Here is a 25,226-nt window from a genome sequence, read left to right as displayed (position 1 = left end):
CGAGAGACCCTGGCCGCGGTGCCGGTGCTCACGCGTACGGGCGCCAGTCCCCGAGGTAGGCGGCCGGGGTGTGCAGCCGCGCCTGGGCGGCGGTCAGCCGGGGGCGGTTGGCGGGTACGGTGACCCGCGCGCCGGGCCCCGTGTTGCGGTACTCGGCGAAGCGCTGCTCCTGCCAGGGGAAGCCCGCGGACATGGTCCCGTAGGGCTCGTCCGTGTCGATGCCCGCGCCGAGCCGGCTGTCGCGCACGGTCAGCATCGGGCGCGCGGTGAGGTCGGAGGAGGGCACCCAGGGGCGGGCCAGTTTGAAGTACCCGTCCGGTGCGGTGCCGGTGACGCGGGAGCGCAGCACCAGATAGCCGTGCGGGTTGGCTCCGGCGGTGCTGGGCGCGAAGACGAAGCCGTACGGGGCGGCGTCCAGGTCGGTGCGGGTCAGGGTGCGGAAGTGGCAGCGGTCCAGGACCGCTGTGGCGCGGCCGAAGACGAAGTCGACGTCTCCCTCGACGAAGCAGTCGCGGTAGTACTGGCGGGCGAAATCGGTGAGGGCGGGTGAGTCGGCGTACAGGGTGTCCTGGTGGCCCAGGAAGCGGCAGCCGAGGAACGCCGAACGGTCGCCCGTCACCTTGATGGCGACGGCCTGGGTACCGGTGTACTCGGGGTGGTCGGCGCGCAGCCAGTCGTTGGCGAAGGTCAGCGCGTGCGCGGTGAGGCCGGCGGGCCGGGAGGTGACGGTGGCGGATCCGCTGGTGCCGTAGGTGCCCGAACCGTCGGGCAGTGGTGTGCCGTTGGCGTTGCCGTACACGATGACGGTGTCGTGCGGGTCGCCGCTCGCCCCGATGAGGGTGAGGCCGGTCCGGTCGGCCGGGATGTCGACCGTCTCGCGGTAGGTGCCGGGGGCGATCACCAGGGTGCGGCCGGTGCCGGTCGCGGCGTCGACGGCGGCCTGGACCCCGGTGTGGTCGCCCCTTCCGTGCGCGTCGACGTACAGCGTCCCGCTGTCGAGGCGGCGGGACGGGGAGCCGTGGCGTCCGAAGGGCCGGTGATCCGCGGGCCGGCCGTGGGCGTGGGCCGCGGGCGCCGCACCGAGGGCGAGGGCGGTGGCGCCGCCCGCGAACAGGGTCAGGGCGCTGCGTCTGCTGGGCATGGGTACGGGCATGGGCTGACTTCCTTCTGCGGAGGGGCGCGGAGGGGGTGACGGGTCCGGGCGGCCCCGGCCGGCGCCGGCGGGGGCCGCCCGGACCCGTGCGGCAGCGGTCAGGCGCCGGGAATCCGGCCGGTGCCCGCGCCGAGGCCGACGAGCAGCGGCACGAGCAGCGGGTGGTCGACCCTGTTGCGCAGGGCCGGGGTCCAGCCGGCGCCCGAGGTGAGCTGTTCCTCGGGAACGCCGGCGTTGTGGACGGCGATCAGGTCGGTCCGGCGGCCGTTGACGTAGTTGTCGGCGGCCGTCAGCGAGGACTCGGACCACTTCTTGATGATCTTCGCCTTGTCGAACTCGCCGCTGAGGGTGAACGCGTTGTGCTCGGCGACGAGGTGCGACTCGGCGCCGACCCCGAAGGAGTAGCCGTAGACGCTGCCCCTGGTGGCGACGGAGTGGTTGTTGTACGAGTCGACCTGGCCGAAGCGGACCCGGGGCGCGCGCTCGTTGACGTTCTTGAAGAGGTTGTGGTGCAGGGTGACGCGGAGCTTGCCGCGGTCGGTGGCCGCGGCGCCGTCGCTGTTGCCCAGGAGCATCGTCTTGTCGTGGTCCTTGAGGACGTTCCAGGAGACGGTGACCAGGTCGGCGCCCTTGACGATGTCGAAGAGCCCGTCGTGCTGCTGGAACAGCTCGTCGAAGTAGCGCGGCTGGTCGGCGTCGGGGTGGTCCCCGTCGCTGAAGGTGTTGTGGTCGACCCAGACGTGGTCGGAGCCGTAGACGACGAGGTTGTCGTACTCGGAGTTCCAGTGGCCCGTCTCCCCGTCGGTGGGGTCCCACTGGGGGAAGCAGTCGTAGGTGTCCTCGAAGCCGATGTTGCGGACGATGACGTTGGAGACGCCCTGGATCTGGATGCTGGCGCCGACGACCGTGGCGTCCCTGCCGACGCCGATCAGTGTGGTGTTGGACGGGACGTAGACGTTCACCGCGGCCTTCTGGAGCTTCGCGGAGGCCAGCCGGGCGTCCTCCATGGGGCCCGAGGGGACCTCGGTCCGGCCCCAGGTGGCCGGGTCGTAGGCGGCGAGGTAGCCGTCCAGTGTGTAGCCGTCGCTCTGGTACGCCTCGCAGTCGATCGGGGTGCCCTCGGCGTCGGCGTTGCCGTGGATGGTGCCGTCGATCCTGATGATCTTCGGGGCGTCGCCCGCGTCCGCGAAGGCGGCGATGAGCTCGGCCCGGTTGCTCACGGTGTAGACGTGGTCGGGAGTGGCGGCGGCGCCTCCGGTGGTGGAGCCTTCGGCGGAGGCCCAGCCGTCACCCGCGGGAAGGACCGAGCGCTCGACGCCCTTCCCGCCGTGGTGCGCGGAGGCCTGGGCGGGGACGCTCAGGGCCAGGGCCAGCGAGGCGCAGCCCATCGCGACGGCGATGGCGCGGGTGCGGGATCTGCGTGCGGACATGACGAATCCTCAGCTCTCGTTCGGGTGTGCGGGAATGGGGGGCCGTCGTTCCGGCCCGGTACGGGTCGCCGGGACGGTGGGGCGGTGTCAGGCCTGCGGCCAGCTGATCCACGTCTCGGGGACGTGTCCGTCGACGCGGCGGATGTCGCGCGCGGTGAGCACCCGGGTGTCCAGCAGGGCGCGGGCCGTCATGCGGGCGACCTCGATGGCGCCCGTGGGCCGGAAGTGGGTGTTGTCCTGCTGCCCGTCCGGGTAGTTGGGGGACTCCCCCGGCTCCAGCCGGTTGAAGTACGCCTCGGTCCCGTCGGGACCGAGCTCCTGCCAGCGGGCGAGGGACAGGGCCTGCATGTCGAGCAGCGGCACCCGCTCCCCGGCGGCCAGGGCGCGCATCGCGGCCGGATAGTCGCCGTGGGTGGGCTTCGCGGTGCCGTCCTCGGCGAACCGGCGGCGCTCGACCGGGGTGATCAGCACGGGCCGGGCGCGGCGGGCCCGCGCCGCGGCGATGTACCGGCCCAGGCAGTCCTGGTAGGTGGTGTACGGATCGGTGCCGCGGGCCGGGTCCTCGGTCTTCTCGTCGTTGTGGCCGAACTGGATCAGCAGGAGGTCTCCGGCGCGGACCTCCTCCAGCAGGGCGGCGAGCAGGCCCTCGTCGATGAAGCTCTTCGAACTGCGGCCGTTCACCGCGTGGTTGGCGACGGTGAGGGTGCGGTTCAGGAAGAACGGCAGGGCCATGCCCCAGCCGGTCTCCGGGGCCGCGCCGGCGTACTTCCGGGCTGCCGTCGAATCGCCCGCGATGTGCACGGTACGCGGGCGGCGGGCGGCGCCGCCGTGCGCGACGGCGGGGGTGGTGGCGAGGGCCAGCGGCAGTGCGGCGATGGCGGCCGCGGTCTGCCTGCGAGTGAGTGACACGGTGGGACTGCCTCTCTCATGGATGCGTACGAGGTCGTACGGATGTGCAGGAGGAGAGGGGCCGGCGGCGGGACGCGACCCGCTGCCGGCCCCGGTCACCGGGGTGTCGGCCTTGCGAGCGGCCGGATCAGCCGTTGCCGATCTCCTTCCACTCCGCCTGGGCCTTGTTCAGCTCTTCGGCGATCTTGTCGAGGAAGGCCTTGGCCGTGACCTTGCCGAGCAGCAGCTTCTGGAACTCCGGCTCGTTGTCCGCCTTGCTGATGTTGTTCCAGTCGGGCAGGTAGTACGGCAGCTGCACGATCTTGGTGGAGCCGTCGGTGAGGGCCTTCGCCGCGAGCTCGGTCGGCTCGGCCGCGCTGATCCACGGGTCCTTGGCGGCCTCGGTGTTGGCCGGGATGGCGCCCGCGGACTCGTTCCACTTGCTGTTCGACGCGTGCGAGGCGGCGAACTCGATGAACTTCCAGGCGGCCGTCTTGTTCTTGCTCGACCGGAACAGGCCGAGGCCGTCGACCGGGTTGGAGACCTGGACCCGGGTGCCGCCGTCGCTGATCGGGTTGGGGATACCGGCGAACTTCTCCTTGCCCAGCGCCTTCAGGTGGTCCTGGTAGGAGCCCAGGTTGTGGCTGAGCATTCCGATGGTGCCGGTGTCCCACTGGGCGACCATCTTGGTGAAGTCGTTGTTGACGTCGGCGGCGGGCGTCGACTTCTTGTAGAGCGCGGCGTACTTCTCCAGCGCGGCGACGTTCTTCGGGTCGTTGAGGGTCGTCTTGTCGCCGTTCCAGAACTCCGTGATGCCGGACTGGCCGTACGCCGCGTCCATGGCCTGGGCGATGGAGCCGGCGCCGCCGCGGATGGTGTAGCCGAACTTGTTCTTCTTGCTGTCGGTGAGCTTGTCGGCCGCCTTGTAGAAGTTGGTCCAGGTGGTGGGTGCTTCGAGGCCCGCGGACTTGAACAGGTCGGTGCGGTACCAGATCGCGCCGTTGTTCGCGGAGGTCGGCACGGCGAACATGTCGTCGCCCCGGCCGCCGGCGTCCTTGACGCTCGCGACCATGCCCTCGACGAGCTTGCCCTTGAGGGAGGAGCCCTTGATCCGGTCGGTGAGCGGGTCGAGGGCCTCCTGCGAGACCATGTTGGCCAGGTAGGCCGTGCCCACGCCGCCCACGTCCGGCAGTCCGCCGCCCGCGATGGCCGTGTCGTACTTGGACTGCACGTCGGCGATCGGGATCGGCACGTACTTGACCTTGATGTCCGGGTTCGCCTTCTCGAAATCCTTGATGATCTCGGTCCAGATGGCGGTGCGTGGACCGCCGTTGTTGTCCCAGAAGGTGATTTCGCCCTTGCCGCTGCCCTCGGTGCCGCTCCCGGTGCCGTCGTCACCGCAGGCGGTGGCGGTCAGGGCGAGTACCGCCGCGACGGACACCGCTGCCGCGGCACGCCCCCGCTGCGTCTTCGAGATCTTCATGGTCGGCTCTTCTCTGTCGGTTGTCCGTGTGAAGGGTTGCTCTGCGTGGGGGGCTTCGTACGGTCAGGCGGTGGTGCGGAATCCGGTGAAGCGGGCCGTCCCGGCCGGCCCCGTCCCGGCGGGTGCGGTGGCGAACAGTCCGAGCAGGGCGCCGACCCAGCGCCACGGCTCCGCCGCGAAGACCTGGCCCGAGGGCCTGAACCCGGCCCCGTCCCCGGTGTCGGCGTGGAAGCGGCAGCGGGCCCCGGCCCCGACCTCGATCCGCAGCCGGGCCCGCCCCTCGGGGGCCGGTCTGCTGTGCTCGGCGTCCCGTTCGTGTTCGGCGACGGTCTCCGCGTACCGGTGCACGAGCCGTACGCCCCCGCCGTCCGACCGCTCCAGGCCGATCCAGCTGAACGCGTCGCCGAGCACGGCGAGCCCCGCCTTGGCGCCCGCCACCTCACTGCCGAGGCAGACCTCCACCTCGGCCGTGAACGTGTCGGCGGGCAGCCGCTGGACCAGCACATTGGGCAGGGCCCGCAGATCGTGCGCGTACGCGGTCCGTACGCAGCTGAGCCGCAGCCCGTCCCCGGCGTGCTCGACGGTCCAGCCGGGGCGGGGGTTGGCGGTCCACTGCCACTGCCTGCCGTACCGGCCGCCGGGGAAGCGGTCGTCGCTCGCCGGCGCCTCGGCGGGCTGGCGGGGCGCGGCCGGCTTCGGGTGCACGGACACGGGTTCGCCCGCGTCACCGATGACCGGCCAGCCCCCGTCATCGGCGGCCCAGCGCATCGGCTGGAGGTGGACGACCCGCCCGTACGCCCCGCGCTCCTGGAAGTGCAGGAACCAGTCCTCGCCCGCCGCGGTGCGGACCCAGCCGCCCTGGTGCGGCCCGTTGACCCCGGTACGGCCCTGGGCGAGGACGACGCGCTCCTCGTACGGTCCGAAGAAGTCGCGGGAGCGGAAGGCGCCCTGCCAGCCCGTCGCCACCCCGCCGGCCGGGGCGAGGATCCAGAACTCGCCGTCGTGCCGGTAGAGCTTGGGGCCCTCCAGGGTGAACCAGCCGGGGATCGTGTCGGCGTCGATCAGGGTCTTGCCCTCGTCGAGCAGCTCCCGGCCGTCGGGGCTCATCCGGTGGCCCGTGAGCCGGTTCTTGATCCCGGAACGGGACTTGGCCCAGGCGTGCACGAGATAGGCCTCGCCGGTCTCCTCGTCCCACAGCGGGCAGGCGTCGATCAGCCCCTTGCCCGCCTTCACCAGATGGGGCGCGGTCCATGGGCCGCGGATGTCCCCGGCGCTGATCTGCTGGATGCCGTGGTCGGGGTCGCCCCAGAAGATCCAGAACCGTCCGGCGTGGTGCCGCAGCGACGGCGCCCAGACCCCGCGGTCGTGGCGCGGCACGGCGAAGTCCGCGGCGGGTTCGAGGCGGTCCAGGGCGTGGCCGATGAGTGACCAGTTCACCAGGTCGCGCGAGTGCAGCAGCGGCAGTCCGGGGACCCGGCCGAAGCTGGAGGCGGTGAGGTAGAAGTCCTCGCCGACGCGCACCACGTCGGGGTCGGACCAGTCGGAGTTCAGCACCGGGTTGCGGTAGGTGCCGTCACCGAGGTCGGCGGTCCAGGGCCGTCCGCCCGGGGCGCTCACGCGGTCACCGCCCGGCGGACGTACGCGGCGGCCGTCGCCCGGTCGAGCCGGCCGTCGGCGATGACGGTGACGACCCGGCGTACGACGGTGGCTCCGGCGGGGACGGGGAGCCGGTGGGCGGCGGCGAGGGACGAGCCGACGCCCGGGTACTCGGTGGTCCGCACGAACCACGGGTCCCGCCGGGTCTCCTCGGTCGCGCCCGCGAACACCAGGGTCCAGCCGTCGCCGCTCATCGCGATCCAGTCGGCGGCCCGTCCGTGCACGGCCTCCTCGCCGTCCCCGAGGCCGCTGAACACGCCGGGCGCCGAGGGCTCCTTGGGCGCGCGCCAGAAGAAGCCGCCGTATCCGGCGCCCGGCCGGCCGTTGGTGGCGGGGCTGCCGATGGAGAGGTCCGAGCTGCCGCGGTTGGTGAGCGAGAAGGAGAAGTCCAGCGCCCAGGCGGTGTCGGAGAGTTCGGCGGTGGCGACCGTGCGGTGCTCCCGCAGGAGCTCGGTGTCGCCGGCCTCCCAGCTGAGCTCCTCGACGAAGCCGTCCGGGTCGCGGAGCTTCCAGCCGAGGTGGCGCTGGACCCCGTGGTTGTCGAGCGCTGTGGGGCCCTGGTCGCGGACGAAGGTGCGCCCGCCCCAGAAGTTGTGCCCCGCCACGTCGGGCACGGCGACGGAGGTGCCCAGGTGGTGGACGTGGTCGGCCGGGTGCTCCTCGGTGACCGGGGTGCCGCCGAGGGTGGTGACGGGGTGGAGGTAGGGGCGGCCCTCGGGGGCGGGGAGGTAGGTGTAGCGGCCGACGGGGCGGCCGGCACAGCTCAGGAGTGCGGTGGTCGTCACGGTGAACTCACCTCGGTGGGGAGCGCCCAGGGGACGCCGAGTTCGGAGAAGAGCGTGAGGGTGTCGGCGCCCGCCGCGACGGCCGCGTCGATGCCGCGCACCACCCGGCGGGTGCCGCCGCCGGTGAGGGCGGGGGCGGTGTGCCAGGCGCCGGACGGCAGGGCGAGCGGCTCGGGGGCGTTCCGTACGGCTTCGACGACCTCCATGAACGCGCCGGTGCGGTGCGGCGGCACGAGCAGCGCCGTGCCGTGCGTCAGGTGGTCGACGAGGTTCTCCAGGAGGTCGGTCCGTCCGTGGACGGTCTCCTGCGGGCCGTGTCCGGCGCGCTGGACGAGGACCCGGTCCTGCTTGTACCAGAAGGTGATCCGGCCGCGGTCGCCGTGGACGATCACATAGGGTTCCCCGGCCTGTTCGGCGCAGAGGGTGACGGCGACGGTGACCGGCAGCCCGGACGTGGTGGTGACGCGTACGCAGGAGGTGTCGTCGGCCTCGATGTCGTGGGCGCGGAAGAGTTCGGTCTCGACTCCGGCGACGTCCCGCGCCGCCGCGCTGCCGGCGAGTTCGAGGGCGGTGGCCACGGCGTGCGCGAGCGGGTTGGTCAGCACCCCGTCGACCACGTCGGTGCCGCCGATCCGCCGCCGCCCGGCCCAGGGCGCCCGCCGGTAGTAGGTGTCGTCGCGGACCCAGGCGCCCGCGGCCCCGTAGCCCCGCACGGTGCCGACGGCGCCGGTGCGGACGAGTTCGCGGATGGCGGGTACGGCGTGCGAGCCGAAGGACTGGAAGCCCACCTGGCAGGCGATGCCGGCGTCCCGTACCCCGGTCAGGATCCGCTCGAAGTCGGTTCGGGTCGCGGCGGGCGGTTTCTCCAGCAGGAGGTGGACGCCGCGTCCGGCTGCGGTGAGCGCCAGTTCGGTGTGGGTCTGGATGGGGGTGCAGATGATGGCGGCACGGGCCCCGGTGGAGTCCAGGAGCGCCCCGAAGTCGGCTGACTGTTCGGGGAGTTCGGCGGCGAAGGCGGTGAGTTCGTCCTCGCCGAGCGGGTTGAGTTCGCAGACTCCGGCGAGCCGGACGAGGCCCTGGTCCTGGAGGCGGCGGATATTGGCGAGGTGCCAGCGCCCGTGGCCGCGGGCGCCCGCGAGGACGATCGGCAGCGGGGTGGTGTGGGTGTGGGCCATGCGCGTCAGCCCTTCACGGCGCCGGCGCTGAAGCCGGTGATCAGCCACTTCTGGATGAAGGCGAAGACGATCACCACGGGGACCGCGGCGATCACACCGCCCGCGGCGAGCGCGCCCAGATCGACGCTGTCCGCGCCGATGAGGGTGTTCAGGCCGACCGGGATCGTCTGCTTGTCCTGCTCGCTGAGGAACATCAGGGCGAACAGGAAGTGGTTCCAGCTGTGCACGAAGGCGAACGAGCCGACCGCGATCAGCCCCGGCCGCAGCAGCGGCAGCACCACCGCGCAGAAGGCGCGGAAGCGCGAGCAGCCGTCCACCCAGGCGGCCTCCTCCAGCGAGACGGGCACGTTCTTGATGAATCCGCTGATCAGGATGATCGACAGCGGCAGCTGGAAGACCGTCTCGGCGATGACCACGCTCCCCAGCGAGTTGATCATCTGGAGGTTCTTGAAGATCTCGAAGAGCGGTACGAGCATCAGCGCGCCCGGGATGAACTGCGAGCAGAGCAGCGCCAGCATGAAGGCGTTCTTGATCTTGAAGTTGAACCGGGCGAGGGCGTAGCCGCCGGCCAGTGCGACGAGCGTCGTGGTGATCAGGGTGCAGACCCCGACGATCATGCTGTTCTGGAAGAAGACGGCGAAGCTGCGCTCGTTCCAGACCTTGTCGAAGTGCTCCCCGGTCATCGGCCACGGAACGAGCGAGGTGGACCCGGCGGGGCGCACGGCGAACAGGAGCATCCAGTAGAACGGGATGAGGGTGAAGACCAGGTAGATGCCGAGCGGTACGTAGATCTGCCAGCGCGGCACCTCGTCGAAGGCGCGCTCGCGTCCGGGCTTGCGGCGCCGGTGCACGGCGGGCGGCCGGCTGCTCGGGGCGGGCGGGTGTGCGGTGTCGGTGCCGTTCTTCTCGGCCAGTGCGGCAGTCATTTGTGGTCGCCTCCGAACTTGCTCAGGCGCAGATAGACGATCGAGCAGAAGAGGAGGATGACGAAGGCGACGGTGGTGAGCGCCGACGCGTATCCGAAGTCGTGGCCCTCGATGCCGGTGTTGGCGACGTAGAGCGGCAGGGTGGTGGTCTCGCCCGCCGGTCCGCCCCCGGTGAGGGTGTAGAGCAGGTCGACGTTGTTGAACTCCCAGACGCCGCGCAGCAGGGTGGCGAGGATGATCGCGTCCCGCAGGTGCGGCAGGGTGATGTGGAAGAACTGGCGCAGCCGCCCGGCCCCGTCGACGGACGCCGCCTCGTACAGCTCCTTGGAGACGGACTGGAGGTCGGCGAGGATGAGGATGGCGAAGAAGGGGACCCCGCGCCAGAGTTCGGCGACGGTCGCGGCCCAGAAGACGGTTCCCGTGTCGGAGAGCACGGAGGTGCCGTAGTCGCCGATGCCGGCGTCCGCGAGGTAACGGCTGAAGCCGGTGGAGGAGTTGTAGAGCAGGATCCAGATGGTGCTGGTCAGTACGCCGGAGACGGCCCAGGGCGAGAAGACCATGGCGCGGGAGATGCCGCGGCCGATGAAGGTCTGGTTGACGATCAGCGCGAGGGCGAGGCCGAGGGTGAGCTGGAGCGCGACCTGGGTGACCACCCACTGGGCGCTGAAGCCCAGGGTGGTCCAGAACTGGTCGTCCTCGGTGAAGATCCGGGTGAAGTTGTCGAGACCCGCGAAGCCGTTCCGCCACGGCTTGGTGACGTTGTAGTTCTGCAGGCTGTAGTAGAAGACGCTGATCACCGGGTAGGCGATGAATCCCAGCATCAGCAGCCCCGCGGGGGCGATCAGCAGATACGGCAGTCGGCGGGGGCTCGCGGAGCGGCGCCTGGGCACCTTGGGCGGTGTGGCCACAGCGGCGGCTTGGGCCATGACACGTCTCCGTTCTCTGAGGTACTGGGGGTGCGGGCCGGCGCTGGGGGCACTCGGCGGGACTGAGGGGCGCTCGGTGATGCCAGGTGGTGCCAGGTGGTGCCAGGTGGTGCCAGGTGGTGCCGGGTGGTGCCGGGTGGTGCCGGGTGGTGCGATGCGTGTAGTACGCAAGCGCTTCCCGTATGTCGTTCGGTATGCCGGACATGCGGTGCGCGGAATTCCGGTGGGGCCGTTCAGCCGGCGTACGGGTCGGGCACTTCTCCCGGCCGGGCCAGGAAGGCGAAGTCGCAGCCGGTGTCGGCCTGGGTGATCTGGTCCTGGTAGAGCGCCCCGTAACCGCGCTCGTACCGGTTGGCCGGCGGCGTCCACTCGGCCGCGCGCCGCGACAACTCCTCCTCGGTCACGTCGAGATGGAGCAGGCGCGCCTCGACGTCCAGGGTGATGAGGTCACCGCTGCGGACGAGGGCGAGGGGCCCGCCGACATAGGACTCGGGTGCGATGTGCAGCACGCAGGCCCCGTAACTGGTGCCGCTCATCCGGGCGTCGGAGAGCCGCACCATGTCCCGTACGCCCTGCTTCAGCAGGTAGTCGGGGATCGGCAGCATGCCGTACTCGGGCATCCCGGGGCCGCCCTTGGGGCCGGCGTTGCGGAGCACCAGCACATGGTCCTGGGTGAGGGCGAGGGCCGGGTCGTTGATGGTGCGCTGCATCTCCTTGTAGTCGTCGAAGACGACCGCGGGACCGGTGTGGCGCAGCAGGTGGGGTTCGGCGGCGATGTGCTTGATGACGGCGCCGTCCGGGCAGAGGTTGCCGCGCAGCACCGCCACGCCGCCCTCGTCGGCGAGGGGGTTGTCGCGTTCCCGGATGACGTCGCTGTCGTGCACGAGCGCGCCGTCGAGCTGTGCGCGCAGGGTGTCGTGCGCGACGGTGGGCCGGTCCAGGTGGAGTACGTCGGTGAGCCGGGCCAGGAAGCCGGGCAGCCCGCCGGCGAAGTGGAAGTCCTCCATGAGGTACTTCCCGCCGGGGCGCAGATTGGCCAGGACCGGGACGGTGCGGGCGATGCGGTCGAAGTCGTCGAGGGTGAGCCTGATCCCGGAGCGGCCCGCCATCGCGATGAGGTGGATGACGGCGTTGGTGGAGCCGCCGAGCGCGAGGACCGTGGCGACGGCGTCCTCGTACGCGTCCGCCGTGAGGATGTCCGACAGCTTCCGCTGCTGCCACACCAGTTCGACGATCGCGAGCCCGGACCGCGCGGCCATCCGGTCGTGGCCCGAGTCGACGGCCGGGATGGAGGAGGCGCCGGGGACGGTGACGCCGAGCGCCTCGGCCGCGGCCGTCAGCGTGGAGGCGGTGCCCATCGTCATGCAGTGGCCGGGCGAGCGGGCGAGCCCGTTCTCCAGTTCGGCCATCTCGCAGTCACCGATGAGCCCGGCCCGCTTGTCGTCCCAGTACTTCCACATGTCGGTGCCGGAGCCGAGGACTTCGTTGCGCCAGTGCCCCGGCAGCATCGGCCCGGCCGGTACGAAGACGGCCGGCAGGTCGACGGAGGCGGCGCCCATCAGCAGCGCGGGCGTCGACTTGTCGCAGCCGCCGAGCAGCACCGCACCGTCGACGGGGTAGGAGCGCAGCAGCTCCTCCGTCTCCATCGCCAGCATGTTGCGGTAGAGCATCGGGGTCGGCTTCTGGAACGTCTCCGAGAGGGTGGAGACCGGGAATTCGAGCGGGAAGCCGCCCGCCTGCCAGACGCCCCGCTTGACCGCCTGGGCGCGGTCGCGCAGGTGGACGTGGCAGGGGTTGATGTCGGACCAGGTGTTGAGGATCGCGATGACCGGCTTGCCGAGGTGCTCCTCGGGGAGGTAGCCGAGCTGGCGGGTGCGGGCGCGGTGGCTGAAGGAGCGCAGCCCGTCGGTGCCGTACCACTGGTGGCTGCGCAGCTCCTCGGAGCTGATGCGGCCGGCCCCGGGGGTCATATGGACCACCCCGCGACCTGGTCGGCGACCTCGGCGCGCTGCGCCTCGGGCAGCACCCGGCTGGGCGGGCGGACATCGCGGCCGCACAGGCCGAGCGAGGCCAGGGCCTCCTTGATGACCGTCACGTTGTTGGCGGACTGCCGGTCGGCGCGCAGTTCCTCGAAGCGGCGGATCTGCTCCCAGACCTTCATCGCGGCCGGGTGGTCGCCGGCCCGCAGCGCCTCCAGCATGGCGATCGAGACACCGGGGGCGACGTTGACGAGGCCGGAGGTGAATCCGGTGGCGCCCGCGGAGAAGTAGGAGGGGGCGTACAGCTCCGCGAGGCCGGCGATCCAGACGAACCGGTCGAGACCCGCGTCCCGGGCGAAGGCGGCGAAGCGGGCGGCGTCCGGGACGGCGTACTTGACGCCGATGACGTTGGGGCAGGTGTCCGCGAGCGTGGCCAGGGCCTCCCCGTCCAGGTGCGGGTTGCGGATGTAGGGCACGACACCGAGTCCGGGGACGGCCTCCGCGATGGCCCGGTGGTAGTCGATCCAGCCGTCCTGCGAGACGTACGGGTGGACGGGCTGGTGCACCATCACCATCGCGGCGCCGGTGTCCCGGGCGTGCTCGGCCGCGGCGATCGCGGTCGGCACGTCGTGTCCGACCCCGACCAGGATCGCGGCACGGCCGCCCACCTCGTCGATGGTCAGCTCGGTGACGGCGCGCCGCTCCTCGGGGGTCAGCGCGTAGAACTCGCCGGTGTTGCCGTTCGGGGTGAGGATGCGTACGCCGCCGTCGAGCAGCCTGCGCAGCAGGGCGCGGTGCGCCGCCGTGTCGATGGTGCCGTCCGCGGCGAACGGGGTCACCGGGATCGCCACGACGTCTGCGAGGGCCGCCTTCAGCGGTGTGAGGTCCATGCGGACAGGCCTTTCGTCGATGTGCTGGTGGTTCACGCCGCGCCGTCCCCGTCTTCGTCGTCGGGGAACGCGCGGCGGACGAACGACGCGATGTGGTCGTGCAGGGCCCCGGCCGCGGCGTCCGCGTCGTCGGCGAGCGCGAGCCGCAGGATCTCCCGGTGCTCGGCCGCCTCCCGCTCCCAGGACGGGATGGTCGCCCAGGCGACGGTCGAGACGAGGGCCGCCTGGTCGCGTACCTCGTCGAGCATCCGGGCCAGCAGCGGGTTGCCGCAGGGCAGGTAGAGCGCCCGGTGGAAGTCCCGGTTGGCGAGCGACCTGTCCGCCTTGTCGCCGGCCGAGTCGGCCCGCTCCAGGGCCTCCTGGGCCTCGTCGAGCGAGGCCTTGCGGGTGATGGAACGGCGCAGCGCCTCCGGTTCGAGCAGCAGCCGCACGTCGTACACCTCCCGGGCCATGGTCGCGTCGACCAGGCGAACGATCGCGCCCTTGTACTGGCTCATGACGACGAGTCCGGTACCGGCGAGGGTCTTGAGCGCCTCACGGACGGGGGTCTTGGAGACCCCGAACTGTGCGGCGAGCTCGGTCTCGACGAGCGCCTGCCCTGGTCTCAGCTGCGCCGTGAGGATCGCGTGCTTGATTGCCTCCAGCACGTACTGGGTGCGGGACGGAATCGGGGTGGGCGCAAAGGTCATGGGTGAAGGGCTCTCGCATCTCGCGTATCGCGTCTCATATATGACGTACGAAGTACGACGCGATGAAGCTAGAGGCGCCAGGAATGTTTCGTCAACGCTTCTGACAGAAGAACTTCACCGGACTACGACGTGTGCCGTACACGGATCGCGGCACCGGACCGCCCCGCCGAGCGGCCTACGGCATCTTCCCGATGCCCCGCGAGGGCCTTGGCGGACAGCCTGACGGCACAACGCAAGCGCAGGTCAGGGAAGTTCGGTGGGCACGATGGCAGGGTCGGCGGCGGGGCGGGTACTGAGGGACCGGACGGCGGGGCTGTTCCTGGCGGCGGTCGTCGTCTCCGGGTTCGGCAGCTCGGCGATGTCGCTGGCGGCCTGGATCTGGGTCAAGTCGCTGACGGGTTCGGACAGTCTGGCGGCGCTGGCCCTGTTCACCGTCTGGCTGCCGGTGCTCTTCGGCCCGGCCCTCGGGGCGGTGGCCGACCGGTTGCCCGGGAGGCCGCTGCTGGTCCGGTCGAACGTCGTGACGGCGCTGCTGCTGACCACCCTGACCGTGGTGGATTCGGCGGGGCGGATCTGGATCCTGTTCGCGGTGCTCGTGCTGTACGGGACGAGCACCGTGCTGCTGGACTCGGCGGAGTCGGCGCTGGTCGGGCGGGCGGTGGACGCCCGGCTGCTGGGGGACTCCAACGGGCTGCGGATGATGGCGAACGAGGGCATGAAGCTGGTGGCCCCGCTCACCGGTGCGGCACTGTACGCCCGCTTCGGCGGCGCCTCGGTGGCCCTGCTGGACGCGGCCTCCTTCGCGCTGGCCGCCGGGCTCTACGGACTGCTGCGGGTACGGCGGCCCGCCCCTGCGGCGACCGGGGACACCGTGGACGGGACGGGCGACTGGACCGCGGGGATGCGGCAGGTGTGGGGTTCGCCGGTGCTGCGTCCGCTGGTGCTCGCCGGATCGGTCACGATGCTGTGCGCCGGGCTCAACGGGGCGATGCTGTACGCCGTCGTGGACAGGACGCCGGGTCACTCCCCGGCGTACGCGGGGGTGCTCTCCGCGGTGCAGGGCGTCGGGTCCGTCGCCATCGGGCTGCTGGCCGGGCCGTTGCTGCGGCGGCTGCCGGAGCGGGTGTTCACGGCGGCGGGCATCGCCGTGTTCGGGGCGGCGGTGGGGCTGCGGGTGGTGCCGTACGACGCGGCGGCCACTGGGGCGTGTTTCGAAAGTCCCGCCTGCCCGGCGGTGTCTGGCACGCCCCAGTGGCGTGCGGGCTGATCGGGGCCGGGCTGCCGTGTGTGCTGATCGCCGCGATGACGGCGGTGCAGCGGGAGACTCCGGACGCGCTGCTGGGCCGGACCGCGGCGACCGCCAACACGCTGATGTTCGCGCCGAACGCCGTGGCACCGGCGCTCGGCGCGGGGCTGGTGGCGGTGGTCGGCGTCCAGGTGCTGCTGCCGCTGGTGGGCGCGCCGGCGCTGGCGGCCGCGCTGGTCCTGGTCACGGGCCGGCGGGGGCGGCCGACGGGCGCCCCCACCGGCCCGCTTCCGTCATCGGCCGAGGCGTGAGAGCGCTCCGGCGACGGCCCGAAGGTCCGGGCCGGAGGCCAGCCCCGCGTGGTAGAGCCGCAGTTGGTTCGCGCCGAGCGAGGCCGCGTGCCCGGCGTCGCGCTCCAGGGTGTCCGGGCTGCCGCCCATCCCCCGCACCACGGTGAGGTTGGCCGCGAGCACACCTTCGCGGCCGGCGAACGGGCCGAGCACGGCCTCGCGCGCCGCGTCGGTGCCGGTGCAGGGCAGCACCACACCGTCCGCCACGGACAGGATGTGCTCCGGGTCGACGCCCACGTTCGCACCGGAGCGGTACGGGGCGGGGTCGGCGTGCAGCAGCACCTGGAAGTCCGGCGCCGCGGCCGCCCGCACCGCGGCGACCACCGACTCCTGGAGCCCGCGGGCCACTCCGGCGCGCCACTGGAGGGTGGCGGCGGCGGGGCCCGCGCCGAGGAGCTTCTCGACGCCGGACCAGCCGGTCTCCGAAGAGCCGGCACCGGACCAGACCGGCTCCAGCGCCCGGCGTACCGCCTGGGCCAGGTCGTCGGCGTCCAGCCCCTGACCCGCGTACCCGGTCCGGCAGTCGGGGCAGAAGCAGAGCGACATCAGGTACTGTGCCGCGTCGCCGAGGCCGACACCCGCGATCTTGTCGTGGGCGTGCAGATGCGCGAACCCGTACCAGCCGCAGGACTCCAGCTCGGTGCCGTGCGCACCGCCGCGCACCGCCGCCTCCGCCGCCAGGTCCACCAGATGGGCGCGGACACCGGGCTGCGCGATGCAGGGGGCCCACGGGTAGCGGTCGCCGTAGGCGTTGACCACGGAGATGCCCGGATGCTCGGCGCCCAGCCGGGAGTTGTGCGCGAGGACCACCCAGCTGTGCACCTGGAGACCCGCGCCGGCCAGGGCCTCGGCGGCCTCGGCGTAGGGGTCGTCCGAGGCCACCCAGGACTGCGCGCGGGGGCGCAGCGCGCGCCCCGCCCACCGTGCGGGTTCCGGCGGGTAGAGCACCGCCGCGTGCTCGGCCGTGACGATGCGGTGGCCGGGGTGGCGCGGGGTCAGCGCCCGGGTGGAGTGGTAGGCGGAGGCGAGCGTCACCTGCTGGACGCCGAGGTCCGCGACGCGGGCGGCGGCGTCCGGGTCCCCGACGACGTCCCAGGGGTACAGGAAGGCGGAGGTCCTCACCCGCGCTCCCCGGCATCGCCGCCGGCACTCCGCTCCAGCAGCGCGCGGCCGCTCTCGATGATCCCGGTCAGCTCCTCGATGTGCGCGGCCGGCGGCTCGGTGAGCGGGCTGCGCACCTCGCCGACCTCCAGACCCTGGAGCCGGACGGCCGCCTTGACCAGCGAGACCGCGTAGCCGCGGCCCTTGGCCCGCAGTTCGACGAGCGGCCGGTAGAAGTGGTCGAGCAGCCCGTTGACGAGGGCGTCGTCACCCGCTTCGAGGGCCCGGTAGAAGGCCAGCGCGATATCGGGCGCGAAGGCGAAGACCGCGGAGGAGTAGAGCGCGACGCCGATGCCCCGGTAGGCGAGGCCGGTGAGCTCGGCGGTGGGCAGCCCGTTGAAGTACAGGAAGTCCTGGCCGGGCAGCCCGGTGCGGACGGCGCTGACGATGCGCTGCATCAGGTCGAGGTCGCCGTAGCCGTCCTTGAGGCCGATGATGCCCGGCGTCTGTGCCAGGGCGACCACGGTCTGCGGGGTGAAGACGGCGTTGTCGCGCTGGTAGACGATCGTCTCCAGGCCGGTGGCGGCGGCGAGTGCCGTGTAGTGGGCGAGCAGCCCCTCCTGGTCGGCCACGACCAGGTACGGCGGCATGGCGAGGAGCCCGTCCGCGCCCGCCTCCTCAGCGAGCTTCGCGAACTGGACGGCGAGGGCGGTGCCGTATCCGGCGCCCGCCACGACGGGCACCTGGCCGGCGGTCTCCTCGACGGCCGCGGCGACGACGAGGCGGAACTCCTCGGGCGTCAGGGCGTGGAACTCACCCGTCCCGCAGCAGGCGAAGACGGCCGCCGCACCGGCGTCCACGCCCTTGCGCACATGCGCGCGGAAGACATCGAGGTCGACGGAGCCGTCGGGTCCGTAGGCGGTGACGGGGAAGAAGAGCGGCCCGGCGACAGCGGTGAGTCGGGCGGCGAGTGGGACTGAGGTCACGGGCGCTCCCTGAGCGGGTTCAGGCGTGCACAATTCTGATCGACGTCCATATTCATGAACGCTCCTTACGCTAAGGCAGTGGCTCGGCGCGGGTCAAGGTGGGTTCGCGTCCCGGTCCGGGGTGCGGGGTTCCGTCCTCAATCGCCGGACGGGCTTGGTGTGTGCGGGTGCCCCGCGGGGCGCGCTTTCCGTGCGGGTGGGGGTCCGGTGCCCCTCCGGGGCGTCTCCTCGAACGACGAACGTTCGGCGGGTACGCAAACGGACCCGGGTATCTGTTCGTCGTCCTGCGGGGACTCCCCTGCACGGCCCCGGACCCGGCCGTCCCGCGTCTGCGGCAGTCGCGGGGCCGGTGTGCAGACGCGCACGATGCAGGGGTGGGGACGGGGCACCACCCCCCACCCACCGGGAAAGCGCACCCGGCGGGGGCACACGACGCCACCCAGCCCGTCCGGCGATTGAGGACAGAACCCGAGCCCGGACCAGGGCACCCCCCCTTGACGCAACCCCACACCGCTCCATAACTTGTCCACGCATGTGAACCCCACCCAGGACCCGGCGAGCGCAGCCGCCCCCGTTCCGAGGAGATCCGCGTATGCCCGCCCCCCGCACCGTCCTGCTCACCGGCGCCGCCGGCGGCCTCGGCACCCTGATGCGTGGACTGCTGCCCGCCCACGGCTACGAGCTCCGCCTCCTCGACATGGTCCCCGTCGACGGCGAGCCGGACGCGATCACCGCCGACCTCGGCGACAAGGAGGCGCTGCGCGAGGCCGTGCGGGGCGTCGACGCGATCATCCACCTTGCGGGGATCTCGCTGGAAGCCTCTTTCGACAAGATTCTCCGGGCGAACATCGAGGGCACGTACAACCTCTACGAGGCCGCGCTCGCGGAGGGCGTGCGGCGGATCGTCTTCGCCTCCTCCAACCACGCGGTCGGATTCACCCCCCGCCCGCTCCCCGGCGACCCGCTCATCCCGATCGGGACCCCGCGCCGCCCGGACACCTTCTACGGCCTCTCCAAGTGCTTCGGCGAGGATCTCGCCCAGCTCTACTGGGACCGGCACGGGCTGGAGACCGTCTCCGTGCGCATCGGCTCCTGCTTCCCGGAGCCGACATCCGTAAGGATGCTCTCGGTCTGGATGAGCCCCGGCGACGGCGCCCGGCTCTTCGACGCCGCCCTCAGCGCCGAGAACGTGGGGCACACCGTCGTCCACGGCTCATCCGACAACACCCGGCTGTGGTGGGACCTCACCTCGGCGCGCGCGCTCGGCTACGAGCCGAGGGACGACTCGGAGCCGTACGCGGCGAAGCTCATCGCCGAGCAGGGCGAACTCGACCCGGACAACCCGGACCACGCCCACCTCGGCGGCCACTTCTGCACCAACCCGCCGATCTGGCCGCACTGAGCGCGACCACCCGGAAACCGCTGACATGAGCTGACATACCCGGGCGGAACCGGCGCCGCCGCCGTACGGGCGAAGCCGCCCAAAGGTAAGGGAACGGCAAAGCCGGGCCATTCGTTACCCGGTGCATGACCGATATGACACCCGGCTCGAACATCCCTCTCTCCGCCCCCCGCGTGGCGGTGGACGTCGCCGCTCCGGTGCGGCTCGACGTGTCGGGCCTGCTGCTCACCGCCGACGGCAAGGTGCGCTCCGACGACGACTTCATCTTCTACAACCAGCCCACGGGCCCCGGTGTGACCTACCGCTCCGGCGGCGGCACCGCTCCCGACGCCATCGTGGTCGACACCGCTGCCGTGCCGCCCGGCATCGAGAAGATCGTCGTCACCGCCAGCCCGGACGGAGCGGGTCAGACCTTCCAGGGCATCGAGCCCACCGCCACCGTGCGCAACGCGGACGACGGCAGTGCGCTCGCCACCTTCACCCCGCCCCAGCTGGGCGCCGAGACCGCGCTCGTGGTCATCGAGGTCTACCGGCGGGGCGGCGCCTGGAAAGCCCGCGCGGTCGGCCAGGGCTATGCCGACGGGCTGGCGGGCATCGCCACCGACTTCGGCGTCTCGGTCGAGGACGAGCCCGCCGCCGCGCCCGCACCGGTGGCGCCCCCGGTGACCGCCGCCGCCCCGGTGGACCCGAGGCTCTCCGCCCCGCCGGCGCCGGCCGCTCCGCCGGCCCCGCCCGCCGCCCCTCCGGCGGCCCCGGCCCCCGGCCGGATCAACCTGGACAAGGGCCGGGTCAGCCTGCAGAAGAACCAGACGGTGTCGCTGGTCAAGGGCGGCCGGCCGCTGCTCTCCCAGGTCAAGATGGGCCTCGGCTGGGAGCCCGCCTTCCGCGGCAAGGACATCGACCTGGACGCGTCGGTGATCGCCTACGGCCCGAACCGCAACCACCTGGACAGCTGCTACTTCGGCAAGCTCTCCATCCTGAACGGCGCCATCAAGCACTCGGGCGACAACCTCACGGGCGAGGGCGCCGGGGACGACGAGGTGATCGTCGTCGATCTGGGCCGGATTCCGGCGGAGGCGACCGGCCTGGTCTTCACGGTCAACTCGTTCACGGGCCAGAAGTTCACCGAGGTGGCGAAGGCCTACTGCCGGCTGATCGACGTGGCCACCGGCGACGAGCTGGTCCGCTTCGACCTGACGGGCGCCGAGCCGCAGACAGGCGTGATCATGGCCAAGCTGATCAAGCAGTTCTCCGGCGAGTGGGAGATGACCGCGGTGGGCGACTTCGTGAAGTCGCGCACCGTGCGGGGCATGGTCAAGCCCGCCGCCCAGTCGCTGTAGGCCGTGTCCCCGGTCGCTCCGGCGACCGGTGGAACGGCTTCAGGGGCACCCGGCTGGTGGCGGGTGCCCCTGAAGGCCGTCAATGAGAGGGATACGGCGGACACGTCGGACGCGGCGCGTGCTCGTCGCTTCTCTCAGAGCTTGGTCAGCTTGGAGTACGGGCTCAGGATCCTCCCCTGTCGCCCCGAGAAGTCGATGAGCACTGCGTCGTTGTCGCCCTCGACAGCAAGGACTCGGCCGAGTCCGAACTGGTCGTGCGACACCCTGTCGCCCACATCGAACAATTCGACCGGTGGGGCCGCCTGGGCCGGGCGGTTGAAGGGACTGGAAGGCAGGTGACGCCGGGATCCGGCTGATTGTTTCATTACCTTGAGTATGCGCCCTGGAAACGCCCGACGCCATGCCCGACCGCTTCCGGGGCCCCACTGATGCCGGATTCGTAATCAGCGATTCCGCGGCCGGCCGGCCTCCCTTCCCGCTCCCGGCAAGGGCACCGCCCCTTGGCGCGGCACCCGAAAGGCCCCGAAGGTGTGGCGGTTATCGCTTTCCGACAGGGCGTGCCCGCTGCGGCTCGTCGGCCCTGTGCCGACGAGCCACGCCGGGCCGTGCCCCGGTCCGGCGTCCCGGGCCCGGCCACGTCACCACGCCCCCCTTCCGGGTGACACGGGCGCGACCCGCCCGGACCACTCGTGCGGGTTACTGACCCCGTCGCGGCTGACGCTTCCACGGGCCGGTGATGGCCACCATGATGCCCGGCGTCTGGATGTTGGCGAACAGCGTCTTCCCGTCGGGCGAGAACGTGACTCCGGTGAACTCGCTGTACTCCGGGTCCTCCTCGGTCCCGGCGTTCAGCTCGTTGCGCGCGATGGGGTAGGTGCGGCCGCTCTCGGTGGCCCCGAACAGGTGCTGGACGCCCTCGCCGTCCTCGGCGATCACGAGGCCGCCGTACGGCGAGACGGTGATGTTGTCCGGGCCGTCGAACGCACCGTCCACGGAGGGGTCGGCGTTGACGCCGAGAAGCACCTTCAGCGTCAGTGTGCGGCGCTTCGGGTCGTAGAACCAGACCTGGCCGTCGTGCTGGACCGGGCTCTCGTCACGGGCGAACGAGGAGACGATGTAGGCGCCGCCGTCGCCCCACCACATGCCTTCGAGCTTGCGGGCCCGGGTGACGTCCTTGTCGCCGAACTGCTTGCGCACCGAGACGGTCCTGGCGTCGCGGTCGGGGACGTCGACCCAGTCCACGCCGTAGACCGTGCCGATCTTCGTGGCGCGCGAGAGGTCGTCGACGAACCTGCCGCTGTGATCGAAGCACTTGGTGGCCTGGAGGACACCGGCGTCGGCGGCGAGCGTGCGCAGCTTGCCGTGGCCGTGCCGGAAGCCGTGCGGCGGGACCCAGCGGTAGAGCAGTCCGTTGGGGCCGGACGCGTCCTCGGTGAGGTAGGCGTGGCCCTGCTTGGGGTCGATGACGACGGCCTCGTGGGCGTACCGGCCGAACGCCTTGACCGGGCGCGGGTCGCGGTTGGCGCGCTTGTCGTACGGGTCGACCTCGAAGACGTAGCCGTGGTCCTTGAGCAGACCGTTCTTGCCGGCCCTGTCCTCGGTCTCCTCGCAGGTGAGCCAGGTGCCCCACGGGGTGGCGCCACCGGCGCAGTTGGTGGACGTGCCGGCGATGCCGACCCATTCGGCGGTGCGGCCGTCGCGGCGGGTCTCCACGACGGTGCAGCCGCCGCCCGCGACCGCGTCGTAGACGAGACCCTCGGTGAGCGGGACCGGGTGCTCCCAGTCGGTGCGGACGCCGGCCAGCTCGTGGTTGTTCACCAGCAGGGTCACGCCGCGAGCGCCCTCGAAGGCGGCCGTGCCGTCGTGGTTGGAGGGGGTGTACTCACCGCTCTCCAGCTTGGTGACACCGCTGTGGGTGATGACCTCGTACGAGAATCCGGCGGGCAGCGCGAGTATGCCCGCCGGATCGGGGAGCAGCGCCCCGTATCCGGGCTCGTGGCTGTGACCGTGCCCGTGGCCGTCGTGGTCGTGACCGTGGCCGTGGCCGTGCTTGGAGTCCCCGGCGGCGAGGGCGCCGGGCGCGGTGGCCAGCGCGGCGACGGTTCCGGTGAGGGCGATGCCCGCACCGGTGAGGGCGGACTGTTTGCTGAATTCCCTGCGCGTGAAGGCCATCACGTACTCCTGGTGCGGCTGGGGCGGCTGTTGGCGGGATCACCGTCCCGCGCCGGCGCCAACACCAGTTGAACTGAGGGCGACTTCCAGGCAATGCCTTCCGTGAACTTCCCGGCGGTGGGGGCGGCCACGCCCCGCCGCCCCCACCGCGCCCGGCTCAGCCGGCCGAGCCGCTCCGGGACCGGGCCTTGAACGCGGCCTTGCGGGCGTCCTTCGCCAGCTTCTTGTCGCTGTGCAGCCGGCCCATCGCCTCAAGGACGTCCGCCGTGGCCGGGTGGTCCACCCGCCACACCTCGTCGAAGAAGCCGCTGTGCTGGCCGGACAGCCCCTCGACCAGGCCCTGGAGCTCGTCCAGATCGCCGTCCGCCTCCAGTTGCGCCGCGATCGTGTCGACGGCGAGCCAGAAGATCATCGACTCCGGCGGCGCGGGCACGCCGGCGGCGCCCAGCTCCGCGAGCCAGACCCGGGCGAGGCCGCCCAGCTCCGCGTCGTCCAGCACGGCGCGCACGGCGGGCTCGGCCTCCGCGCCGACCAGGGCGAGCGCCTGCTGGCAGTGCAGCCGGCGCAGTGGTGCCTGCGGGTCCTCACCCCGTGCCGCGTCCAGGAGCTCGCCGGCCGCCCCGCCGGCGCCGCGCCGGGCGAGCCACAGCTCGACCTCGCTGCGGGCCGCGTCCTCGGGGTAGTAGGCGATGCCGCCGAGGAGCGCGTCGGCGCCCTTGTCGAGGAGGTCCCCGATGGCGGGGGCCTCCACACCCGCGTCCAGCATCCTGGCCCGGATGCCGTACAGGCCGAGCGGGGTCAGCTTCACCATCCCGTACCGGGTGACGTCGTCGTCGTCGGCGGGCGGGGTGGCGTCCTCGCCCTCCTCGGCGAGCAGCGCCTCGTCCACCGGCTGGTACTCGACGATGCCGATGGGCTCCAGCACCCGGAACTGGTCGTCGAGGCGCATCATCGCGTCCGACACCTGCTCCAGGATGTCGTCGGTGGGCTCGCCCATGTCGTCGGGCACGATCATCGACGCGGCGAGCGCGGGCAGCGGTACGGGCGCGTCGCCCGCGGCGCTGTCGGAGACGGTGAGCAGATAGAGGTTGCCGAGCACGCCGTCGAGGAATTCGGCCTCGGTCTCCGGGTCCCACCCCAGGGCGTCGAAGTCGATCGACCCGTCCTCGCCGACGAGGTCGGCGAAGTCGTCGAAGAAGGGGGCGATGGCGTCGGCATGGGCGGCCTCCAGGCCGTCGAGCCAGATCGCCAGGACGTCCTGCGGTGATCCGCCGGTCAGCAGCGCCAGGTTCTCGCCCGCGGTGACGGTGCCCTCCGGCTCTTCGCCGAAGCCGTCCTCCGCCGCCGGCTCGGTTCCCGGTTCCGTCTCCTCGTCCGCCGGGTCCTCGACCTCGACGAGCCCGGTGTCGACCGCGAGCCGCCAGGCCTCGCTGGCCTCCGCCGCACCGTCCTCGTCCGCGGTGAGGCCGAGGTGCTCGGCCGCCGCGGGCAGCTGCGCTTCGACGAGCTCGCCGCCGGCGCCCACCCTGGTGCCGGGCCCGGCCCAGCGGGCGAGCCGGACGGCGCGGGCGAGCAGCGGCGCGGCAAGCGCGTCCCGTGCCAGCTCGGCCTCGGTGTGCAGCCGCACCGGCGGCAGGGTGGGGCGCTCTGCGGACATCAGGGGGTTCTCCTAGGAACGTACGGGGCGCACGCGTCGCCGGGGCCATGGCTTCCGGGCGTGTACGGGGACAGGCGGCCCAAGCGTAGACGCATTTCGTACCACGCCGCCCGGTACCCGGGCAGGTCCGCCGCCGCCCGCCCTCCGGGCCCCGGCGACGGGCGGCCGCACCCGCGCGATCACCGCCCCCGGACCCCCGGCCGCAGACTGAGCGCGGGGGTGTAGCGGTGCACACCGCCGCCGGTCACCCCGGGGTGGTTCCGCACCCGTTCCCACTGCGGTGTCCGCGACCCGACCCCGCTCCCGGGAGCGGCCAGCGCGTCGATGTGGGCCTGTGCGCTCACCCATTCCGCGTAATTGAGCACCCGGGTTCCGTCTGTGCTCACATGGAAGTGCCCGCCGATGCCGCCCGGTGCGGGCGCCGGGTCCGTCCCCAGTGCCTCGAACACACCGTCCACCCAGTCGCGTTGGCGGGCCTTGTCCGCCCCCTCGAACTCCACGTCGACGATGACGACGCACCCCGGCTCCCGTCCGTCCGGACCGCCGAGCGACGCGGAGCGGTAGAGCTCGTACGTGTGCGGTCCGATCCGCTCGATGCCGGGCACGGCCGCGTCGATGCCGGCGTTGCGCGCGTCCCGGCCGGCCCGGACGAAGGCCTGGTGGCTCTCCTCGTCCGGCCACTGCGAGTAGTGGAAGAGCGTCCTGCCGTCCTCCCCCGCGTGGACGGTGTACGAGAGCGGCCCCGGCTGCGGCCACTCCCGGCCGGCCCAGGCGTCCCGGATGGCCTCGACGGCCTGCCGCTGCCGCTCGGGGGTGCCGACGTCCCAGGTACTGGCCTTGACGATGCCCGCGTCCGCTCGGGTGAAATCGGGCCTGGACACGAATTCGACGCTCATGGCTGCTCTCCTCACCGGCGCTCCCCTGCGGTGCGCCCGTGACAGCCACCCTGTGACGTCAAGCGCGCTTGAGGTCAACTGCGGCCCGCGCTGTCG

20 protein-coding genes and 1 pseudogene are annotated in these 25,226 nt (G+C 72.2%); 3 read left to right on the top strand and 18 right to left on the bottom strand.

From position 1 onward, the window contains the following. Positions 1-28 precede the first annotated feature (28 nt). The 12 genes from AB0I52_RS03855 to AB0I52_RS03800 all read right to left on the bottom strand — a co-directional run bounded on the left by AB0I52_RS03855 (position 29) and on the right by AB0I52_RS03800 (position 13,980). A complete protein-coding gene (locus tag AB0I52_RS03855; RefSeq protein WP_363068787.1) occupies positions 29-1,141 on the bottom strand; it encodes a pectinesterase family protein in 1,113 nt (370 codons plus the stop codon). 110 nt (positions 1,142-1,251) lie between these two features. Next, a complete protein-coding gene (locus AB0I52_RS03850; protein ID WP_363068602.1) occupies positions 1,252-2,583 on the bottom strand; it encodes a polysaccharide lyase family 1 protein in 1,332 nt (443 codons plus the stop codon). An 87-nt stretch (positions 2,584-2,670) separates the two neighbouring features. Continuing rightward, positions 2,671-3,492, bottom strand: a complete 822-nt coding sequence (locus AB0I52_RS03845; protein ID WP_363068600.1) for a rhamnogalacturonan acetylesterase — start codon at positions 3,490-3,492, stop codon at positions 2,671-2,673. Positions 3,493-3,619: 127 nt separating this feature from the next. After that, a complete protein-coding gene (locus AB0I52_RS03840) occupies positions 3,620-4,954 on the bottom strand; it encodes a sugar ABC transporter substrate-binding protein (RefSeq protein ID WP_363068598.1) in 1,335 nt (444 codons plus the stop codon). Positions 4,955-5,017: 63 nt separating this feature from the next. Continuing rightward, complete coding sequence (locus AB0I52_RS03835; protein WP_363068596.1) at positions 5,018-6,571, bottom strand: family 43 glycosylhydrolase; 1,554 nt, start codon at positions 6,569-6,571, stop codon at positions 5,018-5,020. Continuing rightward, positions 6,568-7,395, bottom strand: a complete 828-nt coding sequence (locus AB0I52_RS03830) for a PmoA family protein (RefSeq protein WP_363068594.1) — start codon at positions 7,393-7,395, stop codon at positions 6,568-6,570. The genes AB0I52_RS03835 and AB0I52_RS03830 overlap by 4 nt, the downstream gene beginning before the upstream one ends. Next, the gene (locus AB0I52_RS03825) at positions 7,392-8,570 is read right to left on the bottom strand and encodes a Gfo/Idh/MocA family oxidoreductase (protein WP_363068592.1); all 1,179 of its coding nucleotides are present in this window, start codon (positions 8,568-8,570) and stop codon (positions 7,392-7,394) included. Before AB0I52_RS03825 ends, AB0I52_RS03830 begins: the two co-directional genes overlap by 4 nt. Before the next feature lie 5 nt (positions 8,571-8,575). Further along, a complete protein-coding gene (locus AB0I52_RS03820; RefSeq protein WP_363068590.1) occupies positions 8,576-9,496 on the bottom strand; it encodes a carbohydrate ABC transporter permease in 921 nt (306 codons plus the stop codon). Beyond that, positions 9,493-10,422, bottom strand: coding sequence for a sugar ABC transporter permease (locus AB0I52_RS03815; protein WP_250970433.1), 930 nt, complete (start codon positions 10,420-10,422; stop codon positions 9,493-9,495). Before AB0I52_RS03815 ends, AB0I52_RS03820 begins: the two co-directional genes overlap by 4 nt. 233 nt (positions 10,423-10,655) lie before the next feature. After that, positions 10,656-12,392 (bottom strand): L-arabinonate dehydratase, encoded by a 1,737-nt coding sequence (araD, locus tag AB0I52_RS03810; RefSeq protein ID WP_363068588.1) that lies wholly within the window; start codon positions 12,390-12,392, stop codon positions 10,656-10,658. Then, positions 12,389-13,291 carry a dihydrodipicolinate synthase family protein gene (locus AB0I52_RS03805; RefSeq protein WP_363068586.1) on the bottom strand — a complete coding sequence of 301 codons (903 nt, stop codon included), beginning with the start codon at positions 13,289-13,291 and terminating at the stop codon, positions 12,389-12,391. Before AB0I52_RS03805 ends, araD begins: the two co-directional genes overlap by 4 nt. A gap of 32 nt (positions 13,292-13,323) precedes the next feature. After that, positions 13,324-13,980 (bottom strand): GntR family transcriptional regulator, encoded by a 657-nt coding sequence (locus tag AB0I52_RS03800; protein ID WP_363068584.1) that lies wholly within the window; start codon positions 13,978-13,980, stop codon positions 13,324-13,326. 265 nt (positions 13,981-14,245) lie between these two features. On the opposite strand from AB0I52_RS03800, the pseudogene AB0I52_RS03795 reads away from it, so the two are divergent. After that, positions 14,246-15,537 (top strand): annotated as a pseudogene (locus AB0I52_RS03795) (MFS transporter). On the opposite strand, the gene AB0I52_RS03790 reads toward AB0I52_RS03795, so the two are convergent. Next, complete coding sequence (locus tag AB0I52_RS03790) at positions 15,520-16,698, bottom strand: hypothetical protein (RefSeq protein WP_363068582.1); 1,179 nt, start codon at positions 16,696-16,698, stop codon at positions 15,520-15,522. The pseudogene AB0I52_RS03795 and the gene AB0I52_RS03790 sit on opposite strands and share 18 nt — an antisense overlap. Further along, a complete protein-coding gene (locus tag AB0I52_RS03785) occupies positions 16,695-17,663 on the bottom strand; it encodes a 5-dehydro-4-deoxyglucarate dehydratase (protein ID WP_363068580.1) in 969 nt (322 codons plus the stop codon). Before AB0I52_RS03785 ends, AB0I52_RS03790 begins: the two co-directional genes overlap by 4 nt. A gap of 592 nt (positions 17,664-18,255) precedes the next feature. Between AB0I52_RS03785 and AB0I52_RS03780 the strand changes: the two genes are divergently transcribed. Both AB0I52_RS03780 and AB0I52_RS03775 read left to right on the top strand, forming a co-directional pair. Continuing rightward, entirely contained in the window at positions 18,256-19,065 is an 810-nt protein-coding gene (locus AB0I52_RS03780) for an NAD(P)-dependent oxidoreductase (protein ID WP_363068578.1), read from the top strand. Positions 19,066-19,190: 125 nt separating this feature from the next. After that, complete coding sequence (locus AB0I52_RS03775) at positions 19,191-20,405, top strand: TerD family protein (protein ID WP_363068576.1); 1,215 nt, start codon at positions 19,191-19,193, stop codon at positions 20,403-20,405. 134 nt (positions 20,406-20,539) lie between these two features. Here the strand turns inward: AB0I52_RS03775 and AB0I52_RS03770 are convergent, their stop codons facing one another. The 4 genes from AB0I52_RS03770 to AB0I52_RS03755 all read right to left on the bottom strand — a co-directional run bounded on the left by AB0I52_RS03770 (position 20,540) and on the right by AB0I52_RS03755 (position 25,130). Next, on the bottom strand, positions 20,540-20,770 hold the full coding sequence (locus AB0I52_RS03770) for a hypothetical protein (RefSeq protein ID WP_037711258.1): 231 nt from the start codon (positions 20,768-20,770) through the stop codon (positions 20,540-20,542). Positions 20,771-21,101: 331 nt separating this feature from the next. After that, positions 21,102-22,577 (bottom strand): alkaline phosphatase PhoX, encoded by a 1,476-nt coding sequence (locus AB0I52_RS03765; protein WP_363068574.1) that lies wholly within the window; start codon positions 22,575-22,577, stop codon positions 21,102-21,104. A 157-nt stretch (positions 22,578-22,734) separates the two neighbouring features. Further along, the gene (locus AB0I52_RS03760) at positions 22,735-24,234 is read right to left on the bottom strand and encodes a hypothetical protein (protein WP_363068572.1); all 1,500 of its coding nucleotides are present in this window, start codon (positions 24,232-24,234) and stop codon (positions 22,735-22,737) included. Between the two features lie 179 nt (positions 24,235-24,413). Further along, on the bottom strand, positions 24,414-25,130 hold the full coding sequence (locus AB0I52_RS03755) for an antibiotic biosynthesis monooxygenase (protein WP_363068570.1): 717 nt from the start codon (positions 25,128-25,130) through the stop codon (positions 24,414-24,416). Between the last annotated feature and the right edge of the window lie 96 nt (positions 25,131-25,226).

The organism is Streptomyces sp. NPDC050423, assembly GCF_040655445.1.
Taxonomy (GTDB): Bacteria; Actinomycetota; Actinomycetes; order Streptomycetales; family Streptomycetaceae; genus Streptomyces.
Note: the sequence above shows the minus strand (reverse complement) of the source record. Positions and strands in the feature narration are given on the sequence as shown.

What these genes read in the sequence shown, in the direction of transcription:
- AB0I52_RS03855 (WP_363068787.1), bottom strand. Translation starts at nt 1,141, where the DNA reads ATGCCCAGCAGACGCAGCGCCCTGACCCTGTTCGCGGGCGGCGCCACC.
- AB0I52_RS03850 (WP_363068602.1), bottom strand. Translation starts at nt 2,583, where the DNA reads ATGTCCGCACGCAGATCCCGCACCCGCGCCATCGCCGTCGCGATGGGC.
- AB0I52_RS03840 (WP_363068598.1), bottom strand. Translation starts at nt 4,954, where the DNA reads ATGAAGATCTCGAAGACGCAGCGGGGGCGTGCCGCGGCAGCGGTGTCC.
- AB0I52_RS03825 (WP_363068592.1), bottom strand. Translation starts at nt 8,570, where the DNA reads ATGGCCCACACCCACACCACCCCGCTGCCGATCGTCCTCGCGGGCGCC.
- AB0I52_RS03820 (WP_363068590.1), bottom strand. Translation starts at nt 9,496, where the DNA reads ATGACTGCCGCACTGGCCGAGAAGAACGGCACCGACACCGCACACCCG.
- AB0I52_RS03815 (WP_250970433.1), bottom strand. Translation starts at nt 10,422, where the DNA reads ATGGCCCAAGCCGCCGCTGTGGCCACACCGCCCAAGGTGCCCAGGCGC.
- araD (WP_363068588.1), bottom strand. Translation starts at nt 12,392, where the DNA reads ATGACCCCCGGGGCCGGCCGCATCAGCTCCGAGGAGCTGCGCAGCCAC.
- AB0I52_RS03805 (WP_363068586.1), bottom strand. Translation starts at nt 13,291, where the DNA reads ATGGACCTCACACCGCTGAAGGCGGCCCTCGCAGACGTCGTGGCGATC.
- AB0I52_RS03800 (WP_363068584.1), bottom strand. Translation starts at nt 13,980, where the DNA reads ATGACCTTTGCGCCCACCCCGATTCCGTCCCGCACCCAGTACGTGCTG.
- AB0I52_RS03780 (WP_363068578.1), top strand. Translation starts at nt 18,256, where the DNA reads ATGCCCGCCCCCCGCACCGTCCTGCTCACCGGCGCCGCCGGCGGCCTC.
- AB0I52_RS03775 (WP_363068576.1), top strand. Translation starts at nt 19,191, where the DNA reads ATGACCGATATGACACCCGGCTCGAACATCCCTCTCTCCGCCCCCCGC.
- AB0I52_RS03770 (WP_037711258.1), bottom strand. Translation starts at nt 20,770, where the DNA reads ATGAAACAATCAGCCGGATCCCGGCGTCACCTGCCTTCCAGTCCCTTC.
- AB0I52_RS03765 (WP_363068574.1), bottom strand. Translation starts at nt 22,577, where the DNA reads ATGGCCTTCACGCGCAGGGAATTCAGCAAACAGTCCGCCCTCACCGGT.
- AB0I52_RS03760 (WP_363068572.1), bottom strand. Translation starts at nt 24,234, where the DNA reads ATGTCCGCAGAGCGCCCCACCCTGCCGCCGGTGCGGCTGCACACCGAG.
- AB0I52_RS03755 (WP_363068570.1), bottom strand. Translation starts at nt 25,130, where the DNA reads ATGAGCGTCGAATTCGTGTCCAGGCCCGATTTCACCCGAGCGGACGCG.